19 protein-coding genes and 1 tRNA gene are annotated in these 19,290 nt (G+C 35.3%); 11 read left to right on the forward strand and 9 right to left on the reverse strand.

All coding sequences use genetic code 11. The annotated features are described in order from the left end of the window. The first annotated feature begins 18 nt into the window (after nt 1-18). From infC to GGR32_RS10795, 5 genes are all read left to right on the forward strand, one after another. The gene (infC, locus tag GGR32_RS10775; protein ID WP_343066444.1) at nt 19-570 is read left to right on the forward strand and encodes a translation initiation factor IF-3; all 552 of its coding nucleotides are present in this window, start codon (nt 19-21) and stop codon (nt 568-570) included. 37 nt (nt 571-607) lie between these two features. Further along, a complete protein-coding gene (gene rpmI / locus GGR32_RS10780) occupies nt 608-805 on the forward strand; it encodes a 50S ribosomal protein L35 (RefSeq protein WP_183478209.1) in 198 nt (65 codons plus the stop codon). Between the two features lie 103 nt (nt 806-908). After that, nucleotides 909-1,253: a 50S ribosomal protein L20 gene (gene rplT / locus GGR32_RS10785; RefSeq protein ID WP_183478210.1), complete on the forward strand. Its 345-nt coding sequence runs from the start codon at nt 909-911 to the stop codon at nt 1,251-1,253. Between the two features lie 135 nt (nt 1,254-1,388). Next, nucleotides 1,389-2,237 (forward strand): hypothetical protein, encoded by an 849-nt coding sequence (locus GGR32_RS10790; RefSeq protein WP_183478211.1) that lies wholly within the window; start codon nt 1,389-1,391, stop codon nt 2,235-2,237. A 110-nt stretch (nt 2,238-2,347) separates the two neighbouring features. Continuing rightward, nucleotides 2,348-3,313, forward strand: coding sequence for an OmpA family protein (locus tag GGR32_RS10795; protein ID WP_183478212.1), 966 nt, complete (start codon nt 2,348-2,350; stop codon nt 3,311-3,313). Between the two features lie 18 nt (nt 3,314-3,331). Here GGR32_RS10795 and GGR32_RS10800 read toward each other — a convergent pair whose 3' ends face one another. The 6 genes from GGR32_RS10800 to GGR32_RS10825 all read right to left on the reverse strand — a co-directional run bounded on the left by GGR32_RS10800 (nt 3,332) and on the right by GGR32_RS10825 (nt 10,326). Beyond that, a complete protein-coding gene (locus GGR32_RS10800; RefSeq protein WP_183478213.1) occupies nt 3,332-4,597 on the reverse strand; it encodes an asparagine synthetase B in 1,266 nt (421 codons plus the stop codon). 44 nt (nt 4,598-4,641) lie between these two features. Beyond that, a complete protein-coding gene (gene dnaB, locus GGR32_RS10805; RefSeq protein WP_183478214.1) occupies nt 4,642-6,186 on the reverse strand; it encodes a replicative DNA helicase in 1,545 nt (514 codons plus the stop codon). A gap of 168 nt (nt 6,187-6,354) precedes the next feature. After that, on the reverse strand, nt 6,355-7,305 hold the full coding sequence (locus GGR32_RS10810; protein ID WP_183478215.1) for an acetyl-CoA carboxylase carboxyltransferase subunit alpha: 951 nt from the start codon (nt 7,303-7,305) through the stop codon (nt 6,355-6,357). Nucleotides 7,306-7,400: 95 nt separating this feature from the next. After that, nucleotides 7,401-8,477, reverse strand: a complete 1,077-nt coding sequence (locus tag GGR32_RS10815; RefSeq protein ID WP_183478216.1) for an LptF/LptG family permease — start codon at nt 8,475-8,477, stop codon at nt 7,401-7,403. Between the two features lies 1 nt (nt 8,478). Next, nucleotides 8,479-9,612 carry a tRNA guanosine(34) transglycosylase Tgt gene (tgt, locus tag GGR32_RS10820; protein ID WP_183478217.1) on the reverse strand — a complete coding sequence of 378 codons (1,134 nt, stop codon included), beginning with the start codon at nt 9,610-9,612 and terminating at the stop codon, nt 8,479-8,481. 78 nt (nt 9,613-9,690) lie between these two features. Continuing rightward, complete coding sequence (locus GGR32_RS10825; RefSeq protein ID WP_343066443.1) at nt 9,691-10,326, reverse strand: SAM-dependent methyltransferase; 636 nt, start codon at nt 10,324-10,326, stop codon at nt 9,691-9,693. 137 nt (nt 10,327-10,463) lie between these two features. Here GGR32_RS10825 and GGR32_RS10830 point away from each other — a divergent pair, with 137 nt between their 5' ends. Genes GGR32_RS10830 through GGR32_RS10845 form a run of 4 tightly spaced genes read left to right on the forward strand, consistent with a single transcriptional unit; the run spans nt 10,464 to nt 13,843 of the window. After that, the gene (locus GGR32_RS10830) at nt 10,464-11,309 is read left to right on the forward strand and encodes a transketolase (RefSeq protein WP_183478218.1); all 846 of its coding nucleotides are present in this window, start codon (nt 10,464-10,466) and stop codon (nt 11,307-11,309) included. Nucleotides 11,310-11,331: 22 nt separating this feature from the next. Then, entirely contained in the window at nt 11,332-12,285 is a 954-nt protein-coding gene (locus tag GGR32_RS10835; RefSeq protein WP_183478219.1) for a transketolase family protein, read from the forward strand. Between the two features lie 27 nt (nt 12,286-12,312). Next, nucleotides 12,313-13,233, forward strand: a complete 921-nt coding sequence (locus tag GGR32_RS10840) for a T9SS type A sorting domain-containing protein (RefSeq protein ID WP_183478220.1) — start codon at nt 12,313-12,315, stop codon at nt 13,231-13,233. Between the two features lie 19 nt (nt 13,234-13,252). Next, complete coding sequence (locus GGR32_RS10845; protein WP_183478221.1) at nt 13,253-13,843, forward strand: outer membrane beta-barrel protein; 591 nt, start codon at nt 13,253-13,255, stop codon at nt 13,841-13,843. Between the two features lie 83 nt (nt 13,844-13,926). Here the strand turns inward: GGR32_RS10845 and GGR32_RS10850 are convergent, their stop codons facing one another. The 3 genes from GGR32_RS10850 to GGR32_RS10860 form a co-directional block, all read right to left on the reverse strand. Further along, nucleotides 13,927-15,111: a C1 family peptidase gene (locus GGR32_RS10850; protein WP_183478222.1), complete on the reverse strand. Its 1,185-nt coding sequence runs from the start codon at nt 15,109-15,111 to the stop codon at nt 13,927-13,929. An 18-nt stretch (nt 15,112-15,129) separates the two neighbouring features. Then, nucleotides 15,130-16,824, reverse strand: a complete 1,695-nt coding sequence (gene ettA / locus GGR32_RS10855) for an energy-dependent translational throttle protein EttA (protein WP_183478223.1) — start codon at nt 16,822-16,824, stop codon at nt 15,130-15,132. A 65-nt stretch (nt 16,825-16,889) separates the two neighbouring features. Continuing rightward, nucleotides 16,890-17,072 (reverse strand): CAL67264 family membrane protein, encoded by a 183-nt coding sequence (locus tag GGR32_RS10860; protein ID WP_183478224.1) that lies wholly within the window; start codon nt 17,070-17,072, stop codon nt 16,890-16,892. Between the two features lie 195 nt (nt 17,073-17,267). Here GGR32_RS10860 and GGR32_RS10865 point away from each other — a divergent pair, with 195 nt between their 5' ends. Next, the gene (locus GGR32_RS10865) at nt 17,268-18,896 is read left to right on the forward strand and encodes an acyl-CoA carboxylase subunit beta (RefSeq protein WP_183478225.1); all 1,629 of its coding nucleotides are present in this window, start codon (nt 17,268-17,270) and stop codon (nt 18,894-18,896) included. Between the two features lie 195 nt (nt 18,897-19,091). Beyond that, a tRNA-Pro gene (locus tag GGR32_RS10870) sits at nt 19,092-19,166 on the forward strand. Nucleotides 19,167-19,290 lie beyond the last annotated feature (124 nt).

Here is a 19,290-nt window from a genome sequence, read left to right on the forward strand (position 1 = left end):
AATTATATAGTCATAGCAATACGCAGGAAAAAATCGAAAAGTAATTTTCGTCAAAAAAAGGAAGATTTACACAGAATTAACGAAAAAATTCGTGTTCCGGAAGTTAGGCTTGTAGGTGATAACGTAGAGATGGGAGTTTACCCAACTCGAAAAGCCTTAGAAATAGCTAAAGAGCTAGAATTAGATCTTGTAGAAATTTCTCCAAATGCTAAACCACCAGTGGTTAAAGCCATGGATTATAAAAAGTTTCTTTACGAACAAAAGAAACGTGAAAAAGCCATGAAAGCTAAAACCTCTAAAGTGGTAATTAAAGAAATTAGATTTGGCCCTAACACAGACGATCATGATTATGAATTTAAAAAGAATCATGCTGTAAAATTCTTAAAGGACGGCGCAAAACTTAAAGCATTTGTTTTCTTTAAAGGGCGTTCTATTGTCTTTAAAGACCAAGGAGAAATCCTTTTACTTCGTTTAGCACAAGAGCTAGAAGAATATGGTAAAGTAGAACAATTACCTAAGCTAGAAGGAAAACGTATGACTATGTTTATCGCCCCAAAAAAGGTAAAATAAAAACATTAAGTAGAGATAATTAAAAACAAGGATAGCAATGCCTAAAATGAAAACCAAATCTAGTGCTAAAAAGCGTTTTAAGCTTACAAGCTCTGGAAAAATTAAAAGAAAGCACGCGTTTAAAAGCCACATCTTAACAAAGAAGTCTAAAAAACGTAAGCTTAAATTAACGCACAGTACACTAGTGCACAAGTCTGATGAAGACAATATTAAACTACAATTACGCTTAAAGTAATAAAGGTTTAATTGGTTAACTAAATTAATAACCCTGGAGTTAGGCTCATAAAAGTATTTTTTAAATTAAAAAAAATCGCCTACTACAAAAAAAACAGTAAATTATGCCAAGATCAGTAAATTCTGTTGCTTCAAGAGCTAGAAGAAAAAAAGTAATGAAGCAAGCTAAAGGTTACTTCGGACGTCGTAAAAACGTTTGGACAGTAGCTAAAAATGCGGTTGATAAAGCAATGTTGTACGCTTATAGAGATCGTAAAACCAAGAAAAGAAACTTCCGTTCATTATGGATTACGCGTATTAACGCAGCAGCACGTATTAACGGAATGTCTTACTCGCAATTTATGGGTAAATTAAAAGCTAATGAAATTGAGCTTAACCGTAAGGTTTTAGCAGATTTAGCAATGAACCACCCAGAAGCTTTTAAAGCGATTGTAGAGAAAGTTAAATAAATACAACAACCTAATTATCTCTCTTATAAAAAAGTCTTCTCCAATCGAGAAGACTTTTTGTTTTAATAGCATTTCTTACGTATTTTACAATCTCAATAAGCAGTATAATACTACTAAAATAGACCTATACGAAACATGAAAAAAATAAAAATTTTAACATTAATATTGGTCTGTATATCTATACTTTCTTGCCATAATGATGATAACGAGCTAGCGTTTAAAACAAAAATCATTAAAAATGTTACAAAGTCTACTAATACTCCATATCAAGGTTATAACCACTCTTTTGAATTTAATAATGGATTGTTAATAAGTGCGACTGGAAACACTCCGTTTGTTGGAGAATATGAATATGACTCCTCTGGGAGAATAAAAAAAAGAATCCAAAATAATAATACTTACGAATATAAATACGACACTCTAAACAGGATTGTAAGAGTAAATACAGTAGGAAATGAACGTTATTTTGAATTATCCTACCAAACAAATAAAGTAATAACAAAAGCTTATGTTTATTACGATTATAATAACACTACATCGATAACAGATTATGAATTACAATTAGACGATAAAGGTCGAATTATAAAAGCAACCTACTTAACACCCGACAACATACACAATATCGAATATAAAAAATACACCTATGATAGTAGGGGAAATATTACCGAAATTATCACGAAATATGAAAATAAACAAATTAAATCTATTGATAAATATTTTTACGATGATAAAATTAACCCGTACTATGTATCTTTTAAAAAGCATAATAGCTTAACCTATTATCTTAATAACCTCTCTGGAATAGAATTAACCAACGCTTCAGGATTAACTCCTAATAACATTACACGTCTTAATAATACAATGTATAACGATATTTGGATCATTAAGTATGTTTACGATAATGATGGCTATCCTATAAGTTATAAAAGACACCTTTGTCTTGTTAATGGTTCAGAACCCGATATTATCATCGAGTATTATTAATCAGAAAATAAAAAAATCTACCTTCACAATATCGATATTTATACTACTAAAGAATGAACTAAACCCATAATATTTTTGTATTTTCCCATAAATTATTTGTTTTATTTCTCATGTTTAAAAACCTTTTATTTTACAGTTGCCTATTAGGGTTCTTAACTACTAAAGCACAAGTAATCCCGATTGAGAAAATAAAATTTCAACAATTTTACACCCTTAAAGATAAATCGCATGTTTTTATCCCGCTAGGAAATGTAGCCTTTGCCGATACCATCATAAGTTTTAAAGAAGGTAATCCCAAAGCATTACCACAATACTCAAATCCGCAAAATGCTGCTGGCGAACCTGATTATAAAAAGTATTTAGACACTTCCTACGTATCTGTAGGTTGCAAAGGACAATTGGTCGCTCAGTTTAAAGATAACGGCTTTATCGATATAGAAGGACCTGATTTATATTTTTTCGAAATAGGTCCCTCTGTAGAAGCTTTTACGGTAGAGATTTCTTCCGATAATAAAAACTGGATTATGATAGGGGAAGTTTCTGGAGGAAAATCTAGTGCCGATATTGCTAACGCCAACTTACCCGCCAACAAAAAAGATATTTATTATTATGTACGTTTAACCGATTTAGGTTCATTTTGTAGAGGACCCACGCCAGGTGCCGATATAGATGCTATTGCTACCGTTGGTGGTGTTTTAAAATTAAATGTCTCGGCTCACCTCCTATTCGATACCGATAAAGCTATTTTAAAAACCTCTGCTATTAATGAGTTAGAACGCTTTATTGTGCTTATTTCTGAAATTCCTAAGGCTAAAATTTTAGTTTCGGGACATACCGATAGCGATGCGAGCTATGACTACAATATGAAACTTGGGGATAAACGAGCTCGAGCAGTGAAAAAATATCTTTCAGAACAATTAAAGGATAAAGGCACTTACCTCATAAACACAGAATCTTTTGGAGAAACCATGCCCATTGCCTCTAATAAAACAGCTAAAGGAAAACAACAAAACAGACGTGTAGAAATACTGGTATTACCCGACAAAAGTTTCTACATTCCACCAGCTAAAAAATAAACACTCTATCAATTATGTTTACGTTTTTTGCTTCTTTTTCTTTGCTGCAGGAAACAACACATTATTAAGAATAAGACGATAACCAGGTGAATTAGGATGTAAAGCCAATTCTGTTTTTGGATCACCTACCAAATGCTGATAATCTTCAGGATCGTGCCCGCCATAAAAGGTAAAAAAACCTTTTCCTTTTACCCCATGGATGTACCGTGCTTCCTCATTTCGTTTGTTTTTTCCCATAACCAAAACATTAGGTTTTATCTGTTCTGGATGATAAGCTGTAGTTTGCCCCATAAAGCCTTTTACCAATGTGGTATGGTTTTGTGTTAACATGGTAGGAATAGGGTCCCACTTGGCAGAATAAGTCATTAAACTAAAATAATCTTTTTCTTTTGGCACATTTCGTTTTGCTGTCATATCTATAGAAGAAAACTCATACACCATAGGGCTACGCTCTAAGGTAAAATTGGTAAAAGCAAAAGTTTTAGTATAATCTATTTTATTCTGATAACTTGGGTCACTGGGATCTCCATCAAACATAGGCTCGCAAATATCAACCCCTTCTGCACTTAACGCAATATCAAAGCTATCGGTTGCGCTACACATCGCAAACATAAAACCACCTCCCACAACATAGTCTCTAATTTTTAAAGCTACAGCTAGTTTTTGTTCCGATACTTTTTGGTAACCTAGTTCGTTAGCTAAAGCCTCAGCATCGGTTTTTGCTTTTATATACCAAGGGGTTGCACGGTAGCGATTATAAAACTTACCGTATTGCCCTGTAAAATCTTCATGATGCAAATGCAACCAATCGTAAAGTAGTAATTTATTTTCTAATACTTCTTTATCGTAAATGGTTTCGTACGGAATTTCGGCGTAGGTTAATACCATTGTTACAGCATCATCCCAAGGGGCATCATCGTTGGGGGTATAAACCGCTATTTTTGGAGCTTTTTCTAATAAAACAGCTTCTTGGTTTTTAGCGGGAGAGCTAATTTCTTCTAAAATTTTTTCGGCATTCGCATTGCTAATCAGCTCGTAAGAAACTCCACGTATGGTGCATTCTTGTTGTAAAGCTTCGGCAGCTGGAAGCAAAAAAGCACCTCCTCTATAATTTAACAACCACTTTACTTTTATTTGTTTAGTTAATGCCCAATAAGTTATCCCGTAAGCCTTTAAATGATCTTTTTGAGATTCTGCATCCATAGGGATTAAAACATAAGCAGCAAAGGTCTTTGTAGTTAATCCTATAAAAAAAAGTAGAAGAAGCAGCGTTTTTTTAAACATTTCTCATCGATTAATCATTAGCTGTTGAATTTAAAAACTTTTTCTTAAAAAGGAAAATCATCATCATCATTTCCAGACGAAGAAATTGGTGTTCCAAAGGCCTCGCTAGCAGGAGGTAAATGACTTGGGTCTATTTGGTCAGAGTCATCATCATTCATTTTAGAATGCAACTCTTGTGGAAAATCAAAACTTTCTAAGTTATCAAACTTACCTAATTCTCCTATAAACTTCAACCTAATATTCTCCAATCCTCCATTACGGTGTTTTGCCACAATAAATTCTGCTTGCCCTTGTGTTGGCGTACCTTCTTCATCATCCCACTCTTCTATTTTATAATATTCTGGACGATAAATAAACGAAACAATATCAGCATCCTGCTCGATAGCTCCAGATTCACGCAAATCTGAAAGTAATGGGCGTTTGCTTCCTCCACGGGTTTCTACCGCTCGCGATAACTGTGATAGTGCAATTACAGGCACATCTAGTTCTTTTGCTAAAGCTTTTAAATTTCGAGAAATGGTAGAAATTTCTTGTTCACGGTTTCCTGCTTTTGTAGTACTTCCTGCGGTCATTAACTGCAAGTAATCAATAACAATCATACGTATTCCATGCTGAGAAGCTAATCGTCGTGCTTTAGCACGTAAGTCAAAAATAGATAGCGATGGCGTATCATCGATAAACAAGGGGGCTTTTTCTAAGCCTTTTACTTTTACGTTTAATTGTTCCCACTCGTGAGTTTCTAGTTTACCGGTTCGGAGTTTCTCTGACGATAATCCTGTTTCTGAAGATATTAAACGCGTAATTAACTGTACCGATGACATCTCTAGTGAGAAGAAAGCTACCGGAATATTTTGACCTACAGCAATATTTCGAGCCATCGAAAGGGTTAATGCTGTTTTACCCATACCAGGTCGAGCTGCCACAATAATTAAATCACTTGGTTGCCAACCAGAAGTTAAAGCATCTAGTTTTTCAAAACCAGTAGGAATTCCACTCAAACCTTCTCGGTTAGAAATTTCTTCAATCTTCTTTTTTGCCTGAACTACTAAATCTTGTGCTTTTTCGGATGATTTTTTAATATTCCCTTGTGTTACTTCATAAAGCTTGGATTCGGCTTGATCTAATAAATCAAAAACATCGGTAGTTTCATCGTAAGCTTCCTCTATAATTTCACTAGAAATCTTAATAAGACTACGTTGAATATATTTTTGTAGTATAATACGTGCATGAAACTCTATATGTGCTGAAGATGACACTTTCTGCGTAAGCTGAATAAGGTAATAATCGCCTCCTGCAGCGGCCAATTTCCCTTGCTTTTGAAGCTGATAGGAAACCATTTTTAAATCGGTAGGTTGCCCATCGTGAAAAAGTGCATGTAGGGCTTCAAAAATATGCTGATGTGCTTCTTTATAAAACGCATCGGGATGCAGCAAATCAATAACTTCATCTACTCCTTTTTTATCAATCATCATCGCCCCTAACACAATCTCTTCGAGGTCTATAGCTTGCGGCGGTATTTTACCACGTTCTAAACTGATTACGTTGGTTTTAGGTTTCTTAAATTGTTTTGGTGCATTTACTTTTTCCATGCCACGAAGGTAACTAAAATGTTATTGAAAATAATTAATTTAACAGGCTATATGATTAACCGATTATAAACATTTTACTTGTTAATAAATTATTTTTTTTGTTAATATGTGTAAAAAAATCCGAAGTGTAAAACTTCGGATTTTTTAAACTATTTCTGTAATTGTTGTTTATTTAAAATCACCCATGTCTGTATATTTATCCATACGTGCTTTTATTAAGTCTTTTTCGGGTAGTCCTTTAAGTTCTTCAAACGAGGTTGTAATTACCTTTTTCATAATTTCAAACATCTCTTCTTTGTTGCTGTGTGCTCCTCCTACAGGTTCTTTTACTATCGAATCGATTACCTTAAGGCGTTTTGCATCTTTGGCAGTTAATTTTAGGGCTTCTGCCGCTTGCTCTTTATGATCCCAGCTACGCCATAATATAGACGAGCAGTTTTCTGGAGAAATTACCGAATACCAAGAGTTCTCGAGCATCATTACTTTATCACCAACACCTATTCCTAAAGCACCTCCACTTGCTCCTTCGCCTATTACCACAACAATAATAGGTACTTTTAGGCGTGTCATTTCGATAATATTACGTGCAATAGCTTCTCCTTGTCCTCTTTCTTCTGCTTCTAAACCTGGATATGCTCCTGGAGTATCGATAAAAGCGACTACCGGAATATTAAATTTTTCTGCAGACTTCATTAATCGCAATGCTTTGCGGTAACCTTCGGGATTTGCCATCCCAAAATTGCGGTATTGTCTGGTTTTTGTATTGTGCCCTTTTTGTTGCCCAATAAACATATAGCTCTGGTCGTCTATCTTACCTAGACCTCCTACCATCGCTTTATCATCCTTTACGCCTCTATCTCCATGTAGCTCTAAAAAAGTATCCCCGCATATTGCATGGATATAGTCTAAAGTATACGGACGGTTAGGGTGTCTTGAAAGCTGAACGCGCTGCCAAGGCGTTAGGTTTTTATATATTTCAGATTTTATTTCCTGAAGTTTTTTCTCTATCTGTTTACAGGTATCAGACACATCTACTTCGCTGTCGTAACCTATTTTACATGCTTTTTCGTATTGCTCTTGAAGTTCCTTTATAGGAAGTTCGAAATCTAAATATTCCATATACTAAACTATGGGTTTATTATTTTTATAGCTTACAAATATAAAAAAACTATAAAGCGTTTTTAAAAAATAACACTTTAAATTTTTAAAGTTCTTTAACGTCTGGCTTTATTGAGTAGTAAAACCGCTAATATTCCGAACACAATGTTAGGAAACCATACGGCTAATAATGGTGAAAAGGTTGATTGCTCTGCAATGGTACCAAATACTTTATCAATAAATACAAAACTAAAAGCTACCGAAATTCCTATAGCTAGGTTTATCCCCATTCCTCCTCGTCTTTTCATAGAGGAAACCGCCACGGCTATAATGGTTAAAATATATGCCGAAACAGGTAAGCTTAACCGCTTATAAGCAACTACTTTATAGGTGTTTATGTTAGAGGAGCCTCGCCTGGTTTCTTGTTCTATAAACTTTTTCAGTTCTACATAGTTTAATGTTTCTGCTATATAAGTAACTGGGGTTAAAGCATCAAACTCGAAAGGGAGAATGGTGTCAAATTTAGCTTTACTAATAAGGATATCTTCTTCTTTTCCTACAATTCTTTTTTCATAGTTTCTTAGGCTATAGGTAGAATCTTTAGGGTTAAAACTTAAGGAACGAGCTTTAATTTTAAATTTCAGCGTATTTCCTTCAAAATGTTCTAAAGTAAAATTACTTGCAGTGTTTCTTTTAGGATAAAAATTTGTGGCATAAATATACTCATCATCATTTATTTGCCTGTAAATATTCTCGGTTTCTTGTGGTGCGGCTCCACGTTTAAGGTATTTATACTTAAACTCATTATAACCTGCATTGGCTTCTGGCGCCAAGTATAAACTAAGCACCAATGCACTTATACAAACAATGGTAGCTCCTATTAAATAAGGACGCAAAAAACGGTTAAATGAAACACCCGAACTTAAAAAGGCAATAATTTCTGTGTTGTTTGCCAGTTTGGAAGTAAACCAAATAATAGAAAGAAACAGAAACAGCGGAAATAATAAATTGGCAAAATATATGGTAAAATCCATATAGTATTGAGCTACTTCTAGAAACGGAACATCGTTTTCTAGGATTTTATCAATTTTCTCTGCTAGATTAACGGTTATTCCTATCGGAATAAACAAAAGCAACATTGTTATAAATGTTCCTAAATAGCGTTTTAATATATACCAATCTAAAATTTTCACCTTATAAACGCTTATCCATTTGTTTTACCATTTTTGATTTCCATACAGCAAAATCTCCTGCAATAATATGTTTTCTTGCTTCACGTACAAGCCATAGGTAAAAGCCTAAATTATGTATGGTGGCAATTTGTTTTCCTAGCAATTCGTTTACTTTAAATAAGTGCCTTAGGTATGCTTTAGAGTATTCGGTATCTACCCAAGTTATATTCATATCATCTATAGGAGAAAAATCGGTTTCCCACTTTTTATTTTTTATATTTATGGTTCCTTCTGCGGTAAAAAGCATTCCGTTTCGGGCGTTACGTGTAGGCATTACACAGTCAAACATATCTACTCCTAAAGCTATGTTTTCCAATATATTTATAGGTGTTCCTACTCCCATTAAGTAACGTGGTTTGTCTTCTGGCAAAATGGCATTTACCACTTCTGTCATGGCATACATTTCTTCGGCTGGCTCTCCTACAGAAAGTCCTCCTATGGCATTCCCTACGGCTCCAGCTTCTGCAATATATTCGGCAGATTGTTTTCGCAAATCTTTATAAGTACTTCCTTGAACTATAGGAAATAGGTTTTGCTCATACCCGTACAAAGGCTGGGTTTTATTGGTAAAGTGTTCTATACACCTATCTAACCATCTATGGGTGCGGTGCATAGAGTTTTTGGCGTATGTATAATCACATGGGTATGGGGTACATTCATCAAAAGCCATAATAATATCGGCTCCTATTTCTCGTTGGATTTCCATAACATTTTCTGGTGTAAAAAAATGATACGAACCATCGATGTGTGATTTAAATTTTACACCTTCCTCTTTTATCTTTCTATTAGCTGCTAGAGAATAAACTTGATAGCCACCACTATCGGTAAGGATGTTTCTATCCCAATTCATAAACTTATGCAAACCTCCTGCTTGCCGTAATACCTTGGTTTCTGGACGTAAATACAAATGGTAGGTATTTCCTAAAATAATATCAGGGTTTATATCTTGTTTTAATTCTCGCTGATGTACACCTTTTACCGTAGCAACGGTTCCCACAGGCATAAATATTGGGGTTTCAATAACTCCATGATCGGTAGTAATACTTCCCGCACGAGCTTTAGACCCTTGATCTTTTGCTAATAGACTAAACTTCATAAAAATCTTTCTGTAAGCAGCAAAGATAGCTAAATCTTTAAATTATTATACTGATGTATTTAGCTTTTGAAACTGAATTTACATTTTCTTTCCTAAAAACCGAACAACACCTCCTTTTCCTATATGCCCGTCACCTTCATTAAGCATTGTTTCTGTTTCTAACAACTCTATAATTTCATAATTAGAAAAGGTCTCTTTTAGCTCTTTATCAGATAGTAAAAAATCTTTTTGTTGAGGCCCACCTACATTCGGATTCACTTTCTGGTAAGCTTCATGTCCTACCCTAAACGCTTCTAAAATAATATACCCACCGCTTTTAAGGTATGTATCTAAAAGTTTATGATAGGTTTCGCGTATATTTTTAGGAAAATGAGCATAAATCAACGCAATGGCATCAAACCTTTGTGGTTTATATCCTAATGTAGGAAGCAATCCGTTTTTATAGTCGATTTCTACTTGATTCTCCTTTGCCAATCGCATAGCTTTTTTTCTTCCTTCTTCGCTTATATCAAACGCGGCTACCTCCCAGCCTTTTTTCGCAGCATAAACCGCATTACGCCCTTCTCCTTCTGCTCCACATAAAATTTTTCCCACAGGTAGGTTTTCTAACTTCTCTGCTAGGTATAAATTAGGTGTTTTCCCGTAGGCATATTCTTCTGTACTAAACTTAGTATTCCATTTTTCTGTCCAAGCATCCATAATTTTTTCTTTCAAAAATATCATTTTTTATTCGCCTAAAACAATCTAAAATAATGAAACACCAACTTTGCCTAAAGAAATACATACCAAATATTTTATATAAACCCCCAAATAAAGTATTTTTGCCTATACCAAGATAATTTTAAAAAATCATGCCACAAACACAACAACTTAACGATTTTGTTACACAAGTACGCCGAGATATACTTAGGCAAGTCCACCAAGTAAATTCAGGGCATCCAGGAGGTTCCCTTGGCTGTGCCGAATTTTTCACTGCTTTATACCAAGAAGTAATGGAATATTCGACCAAATTTACCATGGATGGAAACAACGAAGATATTTTTGTACTCTCTAACGGTCATATCTCTCCTGTTTTTTATAGCGTTTTAGCACGTAGCGGATTCTTTCCGGTAGAAGAATTAAACACTTTTAGAAAGTTAAATTCTCGTCTGCAAGGGCATCCTACCACACACGAAAACCTTCCTGGTGTAAGAATAGCTTCTGGCTCTTTAGGGCAAGGCCTATCTGTTGCTTTAGGAATTGCACAAACCAAAAAGCTTAATAAAGATACTAAACTGGTGTACTCGTTACACGGTGATGGCGAATTGCAAGAAGGACAAAACTGGGAAGCCATTATGTATGCTGCGGCAAATAACGTAGATAATATAATTGCTACGGTAGATTATAACCAACAGCAAATAGACGGCTCTACAGACGATGTACTTAGCCTAGGAAACCTTAAAGCTAAATTTGAAGCCTTTGGTTGGCACGTACTTGAAGTAGAAAAAGGAAACGATATCACCCAAGTTATCGAAGGTTTAAAACAAGCAAAAGCAGCAACTGGAAAAGGAAAACCCGTTTGCATATTGCTTAAAACCGTTATGGGGAATGGAGTAGATTTTATGATGCATACACACGAATGGCATGGTAAAGCTCCTAGCGATGAACAATTAGAAAATGCCCTTACACAAAACCCAGAAACTTTAGGAGATTACTAAAAAACACTCAGAAACTTTAGACATGAAAAAATATCAAGATACAGGAAAAAAAGATACACGCTCAGGATTTGGTGCAGGACTAGAGGAGTTAGGAAAAAGCAATCCTAATGTTGTAGCGCTTTGTGCAGACCTTACTGGCTCATTAAAAATGGATGCCTTTAAGAAAAACCATCCCGAACGCTTTTTTCAAGTAGGAATTGCCGAAGCCAACATGATTAGTATGGCAGCAGGAATGACTATTGGCGGAAAAATTCCGTTTACAGGAACATTCGCAAACTTTTCTACAGGACGTGTTTACGACCAGATTAGGCAAAGTGTAGCTTATTCTGGTAAAAATGTAAAAATATGCGCTTCGCACGCAGGGCTAACCCTTGGAGAAGACGGAGCAACACACCAAATTCTTGAAGATTTAGGATTGATGAAAATGCTTCCAGGAATGACCGTTATCAATACCTGCGACTATAACCAAACCAAAGCAGCCACCATTGCTATTGCCGAATATGACGGCCCTGTTTATTTACGTTTTGGAAGACCAAAAGTAGCAAACTTTACTCCTGAAAATCAGAAATTTGAAATCGGAAAAGCCGTACAACTTACCGAAGGAAACGATGTTACCATAATTGCTACCGGACACTTAGTTTGGGAAGCTTTATTAGCTGCCGAAAAACTAGAGGAAAACGGAATTACAGCAGAAGTAATCAATATACACACCATAAAACCATTAGATAAAGAGGCTATTTTGGCTTCTGTAGCAAAAACAAAATGTGTAGTAACTGCCGAAGAACACAACTATTTAGGCGGCTTAGGAGAAAGTGTGGCACGTGTACTTACCGAAAATACACCTTATCCTCAAGAATTTGTTGCTACTAAAGATACATTTGGAGAAAGCGGAACCCCAGCTCAGCTTATGGAAAAATACGAAATAGACCATAATGCTATTGAGAAAGCAGTAAACAAAGTACTTAAAAGGAAGTAAATTATCAATTAAAAAATAAAATACGCTATGAAAAAAAATTACATTCTATCATCACTTGCTTCTTTACTATTATCTGGTTTTGCCTTTGCCCAAACCCAAATATCTTTTGAAAGTTCAGAGGGTTTTACCTTAACCAGTATACATACCCAAAATGCTTGGGAAGTGTCTGAAGGCAGCGACGGAGTATTACAAAATCAAATAATCTCAGATGAGCAAGCCAGCGACGGAAGTTTTTCTTTTAAAAACAGTCATGAAGATGCTTTCGGATCGCAATGGCTACCTATATTTGGTGCTGCAAAAGCCTTTGATACACCACGTGACTATAAAGACTTGGTAATTTCTTACGATATTTATATCACCGAACAAAATGGAGCAGATTTTGAATTTACTGCTTATGCAGAAGGTCAAGAAGTATTTTCTCCTGTTGCAGGTATAGGTTTAGAAAATCGCGGCTATATTTATGTAATTGTCGACGAGAATTACGGAACAGAATACACCGATGAGTCTATTGCTTGGAACATTAATACCTGGCATAACATAAAAATAGAAATTACAGAAAACAACATTAAGTATTACCTAGATAATAATTTAATTTATACAGGAAACAATTTCACGCAATTAGACGTATACGGCATTAACATGCTTCATAATAATTACGGCGGAAGTGCTTACTATGACAATATCAACATAGAAGAAGGCACATTAAATACTCAACAAAACAAGCTTGATTCTTTTTCATTTTACCCAAATCCGGCTAAAGATTATATCCATATAACTTCTGCAGGTAACAGCATCGAAAATGTTAAAGTATTCTCAATTACAGGAAAAGAAATAATAAACTCGGTGCATAAAAGTTTTATTAATACAAGTGCTTTAAATAAAGGTACGTATTTACTAGAAGTAACACAAAACGGAAACACAACTAGAAAACTTTTTATTAAAGAATAATAACTCTAACACAAACATTATGAAAAAGTCTTTTTTTATTCTTATTGCCATTTTTATCAGCAGTGTAGGATTAGCGCAAACAGAATCTACTTGGGGAGTTAAAGCCGGGTTAAACTACAACTCAAATGGAGATTTACGCACCATAGATGAAGAAATTAGTGCCGATGGGCGTACTGGTTATCATTTTGGAGTTTTCGGGAAAATAGATTTACCAATTATCTATTTAAGACCAGAACTTGTTTACACCTCTACTAAAAGTAAATATGATAACTATAACGGAGCTAGCTTCGATATGCAAAAGCTAGATCTTCCTGTATTGGTAGGAATTGATATTGTAGGCCCTTTAAGTGTTTTTGCTGGACCTTCATTTCAATACATTATCGATGAGGATTTTTCTAATGCGCGTGTAGAAGAAATAAAAAACGACATTAGTGTTGGTTTCAACATAGGTGCTGCGGTAAGCTTAGGAAGAATTGGGATAGACCTTAGGTACGAACGTGGTTTCTCTGATAATGAAGCGAAATTAATTCATGATGAAATTAACACTGGAAGCTTAACTTTAGACACAAGACCTTCTCAAGTTATCTTGAGTTTATCTCTAGGTTTTTAAAACAAAGTTTTTAGTTAAAAATAAAAAAGGAGGCTTGAAATATTTCAAGCCTCCTTTTTCTTGCAATAAAACTAAACTACTTATTAAGATTTACGCTTTTTAAGCAATTGTTTGGGCATTCCGTTTTTATTAACCAACAAAGCAGTAGTTTTGTATTGTACAAAATTCTTAGTTACATAAAGGTACCCTTTATAATCGTTAGATTCTCCCCAAGAATTCTTTATAATATAGTATGCCTTCCCATCTTGATCTTTAGCCAAACCAACTATTTGCATTCCGTGGTCATCTGTAGTTGTATAGTTATCAAAAGCTTCTGCACGCATATCTATCGTAATTTCTCGCTCTGGTTTAGGCCCATCAAACAAGGTTTTACGCTCCTCGTTGCTCATGTCTCTATAGTCTTTTTCAGGAACAAAAGCCACTCCGTTTTTCCAGCTAAAGTATTTTTCGCTTACATCGGTAGCCCAACCTATGGTATAACCTTTATCTAAAGCATTGTCTATAATATCGGTAAGATCTGTCATGCTTACATTATAGGCATAATCAAAGCTCCAGTTATCTGGCACAGGGAAAAACACATCGGTATACAAAGGTTCGTAAGCTAAATTCACTACCTCTATATAATTACTAGCTTCTAAACCTACCACCTCTTTTGCAAAGCTTTTTGGGGTATATTTTTTTCCATTATAAGTAAAAGTTTCTGGAACTTCTCCTAAATAACTATCTAAAGCTGCGGTAAAAGCTGTAATCCAATTTGGGGTAAGCTGACCGTTTTTATTGGCAATTACGCCATCCAACATTCCTTTCAATACAGCTTGCATTTCTCCAAACCTATTAATATCTGTTCCGTAATTTAAACCGGTATAAACTTCTTCAGGTAAAGCGCCATATTTTTCATAAATATTAATTACATCATGCAAAGCTCCACCATCTCCATAGTTTAAACTTCCGTGCATACGTACATAATTAATAGCTTTCTCGATATAAGTGCAACGAGCGGTATAAATCTCAGAAATATCTACAGGTTCTTTACCTGCTTTTATCATTTCTGATTCTAGAAAAGAATTTCCAGAGTAGCTCCAACAAGTTCCGCTACTTCCTTGGTTTTTAACCGAAGTGGTGGCAAGGTTAATAATCGGAGTAAAAACAAATCCTTCTTTTGCAGCTTTACTTTGGTTTTCTTTTAAAGAAGCGATTAAGTCGTCTTGCGCAAAAGCACCTATACTTAGCATAACTGCTAACCCAAGACTCATTATTTTTTTCTTCATCTTACGTGTATATTTAATTTAATCTCTAGTTAATTTTTTATATTTTATACGTGTAGGTGTTACATCTGCTCCTAAACGTTTACGTTTATTTTCTTCGTATTCAGAGAAGCTTCCCTCAAAGAAATAAACTTCAGAGTTTCCTTCAAAAGCTAAAATATGTGTACATACACGGTCTAAAAACCAACGGTCGTGTGAAATAATTACAGCACAACCTGCAAAGTTCTCTAAACCTTCTTCTAGTGCTCGCAATGTATTTACATCAAGGTCGTTTGTTGGCTCATCTAGCAGCAGCACGTTACCTTCTTCCTTAAGAGTCATTGCTAAATGTAAGCGGTTACGCTCACCACCAGACAAAGCACTTACTTTTTTATTTTGTTCGCTTCCGCTAAAATTAAATCGACTTAAATAAGCCCTAGAATTTACCTGACGGCCTCCCATCAAAATGAGTTCTTGCTCATCGCTAAAGTTTTGCCAAATGGTTTTATCGGGGTCTATATTGGTATGTGTTTGATCTACATAAGCAATTTTTGCTGTATCTCCCACCTCAAAAGAGCCTTTATCAGGTTTTTCTTCCCCCATAATCATTTTAAAAATGGTGGTTTTTCCAGCTCCGTTAGGACCAATAATCCCTACAATTCCTGCCTGTGGTAAGTTAAAGTTTAAATTTTCATAAAGCAATTTATCGCCAAAAGCTTTACTTACTCCTTTTGCTTCGATTACGTTGGTTCCTAAGCGAGGTCCGTTAGGAATGTAAATTTCTAACTTCTCATCTACTTGCTTTTGGTCTTGGTTAAGCAATTTATCGTAATTATTTAAACGAGCTTTTTGTTTGGCTTGCCTTCCCTTAGGTGCCATTTTAACCCATTCTAGCTCGCGCTCTAATGTTTTTTGACGTTTAGATGCTGCTTTTTGCTCTTGTGCTAAACGTTTAGACTTTTGGTCTAACCAAGAAGAGTAATTTCCTTTCCATGGGATACCTTCTCCTCTATCCAGCTCTAATATCCAACCAGCCACATTATCTAAAAAGTAACGGTCGTGGGTAACAGCTATTACCGTTCCTTTATACTGTTGTAAATGGTGTTCTAACCAAAGTACCGATTCTGCATCAAGGTGGTTGGTAGGTTCATCTAATAATAATATATCGGGTTCTTGCAGTAATAATCTACAAAGTGCCACTCGCCTACGTTCTCCTCCAGAAAGCACGGCAATTTTTTTATCCGATTCTGGGGTACGCAACGCATCCATCGCAATTTCTAACTTGGTATCTATTTCCCAAGCATTACTAGCGTCTATTTTATCTTGTAATGCTGCTTGCTTATCCATTAGTTTCTGCATTTTATCAGCATCTTCATACACTTCTGGTAAAGCAAATTGATCGTTAATAGCATTGTATTCATCTAAAACAGCTATGGTATCGGCAACTCCTTCTTTTACCACTTCAAGAACAGTTTTTTCCTCGTCTAGCTGTGGCTCCTGCGCCAAATAACCAACCGAATATCCTGAAGAAAATACAACATCTCCTTGGTAATTTTTTTCTAAGCCAGCAATAATTTTCAAAAGCGTAGATTTTCCAGAGCCATTTAACCCTAGAATACCAATTTTTGCACCGTAGAAAAAACTCAAATAAATATCTTTTAGCACTTGCTTATTAGCACCTTGATAGGTTTTAGAAACCCCAGACATTGAAAAAATAACTTTCTTATCGTCAGCCATATTGTTGTTATAAAAAATTAAAAATTAAAAAAATCGTTCTAAAATATTATATTTCATAAGTTGCTCTATACCCGTCCTTTAAGTGCATTAAAAACCCAAGCAATAGCAAAAAAACCTATTCCTACAGAGGCAAACCCCCAGCCTGCAACATCGTCATACCTAAAAACACCTAAACCTATAAGTGTTAAGCCTACAATAACCATTATCAGTGTTGCCCAAGCCAACACCGTATTCTTATTCATTTTCATATTATTCTATATTATTTTCAAGCCAGCGTATAGTTTACGCCAATTTACAAATATCGTATTATTAGATGGCATTTCTAAAAAATATTATAATTTTCTTTTGTAATTTCGGCCGAGTATTAAATAATTTCGATGTGTAACGAAAATATTTTATTATATTTCAGCAATTCTAAAAATATATAAAACGAGTAGATTTCGATGGATATTAAGTTTAACAAAAACGAAGACCACAATAAGCTATTAGTCTCTGATTTAAACCATAAATTAAAAAAAGTTTATCTAGGAGGCGGCGAAAAAAATATTGAGAAACACCACAAAAAAGGTAAACTCACAGCGCGTGAACGTATAGATTACCTGCTGGACAACCCTAAGGATGCGATAGAAATTGGAGCCTTTGCAGGCGATGAAATGTATGCAGAACATGGCGGATGCCCTAGCGGTGGTGTAGTTATAAAAATTGGAAAAGTAGCAGGACAGCAAGTTATTGTTGTTGCAAACGACGCTACGGTGAAGGCTGGAGCTTGGTTTCCGATAACTGGAAAGAAAAATTTACGTGCGCAAGAAATATCGATAGAAAACAGACTTCCTATCATCTACCTTGTAGATAGTGCTGGAGTTTACCTACCAATGCAAGACGAGATTTTCCCCGATAAAGAGCATTTTGGTAGAATTTTTAGAAATAATGCCGTAATGAGCAGTATGGGAATCACCCAAATTGCAGCCGTTATGGGAAGCTGTGTAGCGGGAGGTGCTTACCTACCTATTATGAGCGATGAAGCGCTTATTGTTGATAAAACAGGGAGTATTTTCTTAGCAGGGAGCTACCTTGTTAAAGCGGCCATCGGAGAAACTATCGATAATGAAACCCTTGGAGGAGCTACTACCCATTGCGAGATTAGTGGCGTAACCGATTATAAAGCTAAAGATGATAAAGATGCTTTAGATACCATAAAAAATATTATGGATAAAATTGGAGAACCCGAAAAAGCTGGTTTTAACCGTAAAGCTGCTATGCCTCCTAAGTTAGACCAAAATGAAATTTTTGGAATCCTACCAGAAAAACGTAGCGACCAATACGATATGAAAGAAATTATTAAACGCTTGGTTGATAATTCTGAATTTGAAGAATATAAAGCAGATTACGGGAAAACCATTATTACAGGCTATGCCCGTATAGATGGCTGGGCTGTAGGAATTGTTGCCAACCAACGTAGTATTGTAAAAACAAAAAAAGGAGAAATGCAATTTGGGGGCGTTATCTATTCTGATTCTGCCGATAAAGCAACTCGCTTTATTGCTAATTGCAACCAGAAAAAAATTCCGCTTGTTTTCCTACAAGACGTTACCGGTTTTATGGTGGGAAGCAAAAGCGAACATGGAGGCATTATAAAAGATGGAGCAAAAATGGTTAATGCAGTAAGCAACTCTGTTGTTCCTAAGTTTACAGTAGTATTAGGGAACTCTTACGGAGCTGGAAACTATGCCATGTGCGGAAAAGCATACGACCCACGTTTAATTTTTGCTTGGCCAAGTGCAGAACTGGCTGTAATGAGTGGAAACTCTGCGGCTAAAGTATTGTTACAAATAGAAACCGCTTCCTTAAAGAAAAAAGGACAAGAATTAACCGAAGAGAAAGAAAAAGAACTTTACGATAAAATAAAAGCCAATTACGATAAGCAAATTAGTCCGTATTATGCTGCTGCCAGAATTTGGACCGATGCGGTAATTAATCCGTTAGACACCAGAAAATGGATTTCGACAGGAATAGAAGCGGCTAACCATGCGCCGATTAAAAAAGATTTTAACCTTGGAGTTATTCAAACCTAATCAAACTTTTATAATAACCCAAAGACTGTCTTTGGGTTATTTTTATTTTTTATTATCATATTACAATAAAAAGTACAGCCTATTCTTGTACTTAACCTTGTTGCTCTCGCTAAAAACAAGTGCTAAATAAATAAGTTTTGTTTTTTGAATACAACTATTTTTTTATGTAAATTCGCATCGCTTAAAAATTAATTTCGGGATGTAGCTTAGTCCGGTTAAAGTGCACGTCTGGGGGGCGTGAGATCGGAGGTTCGAATCCTCTCATCCCGACTAACAAAAACATTAATTAATTGATAATAAATCAATTAAGTTTTTTTCAGCTTCTAAAAATGCACAAAAAATTAGCCTCTTTTACTATTATTCAATTAACACGGTAATCCTATTCCTTTCAGTA

The organism is Mesonia hippocampi (assembly GCF_014197445.1).
GTDB lineage: Bacteria > Bacteroidota > Bacteroidia > Flavobacteriales > Flavobacteriaceae > Mesonia > Mesonia hippocampi.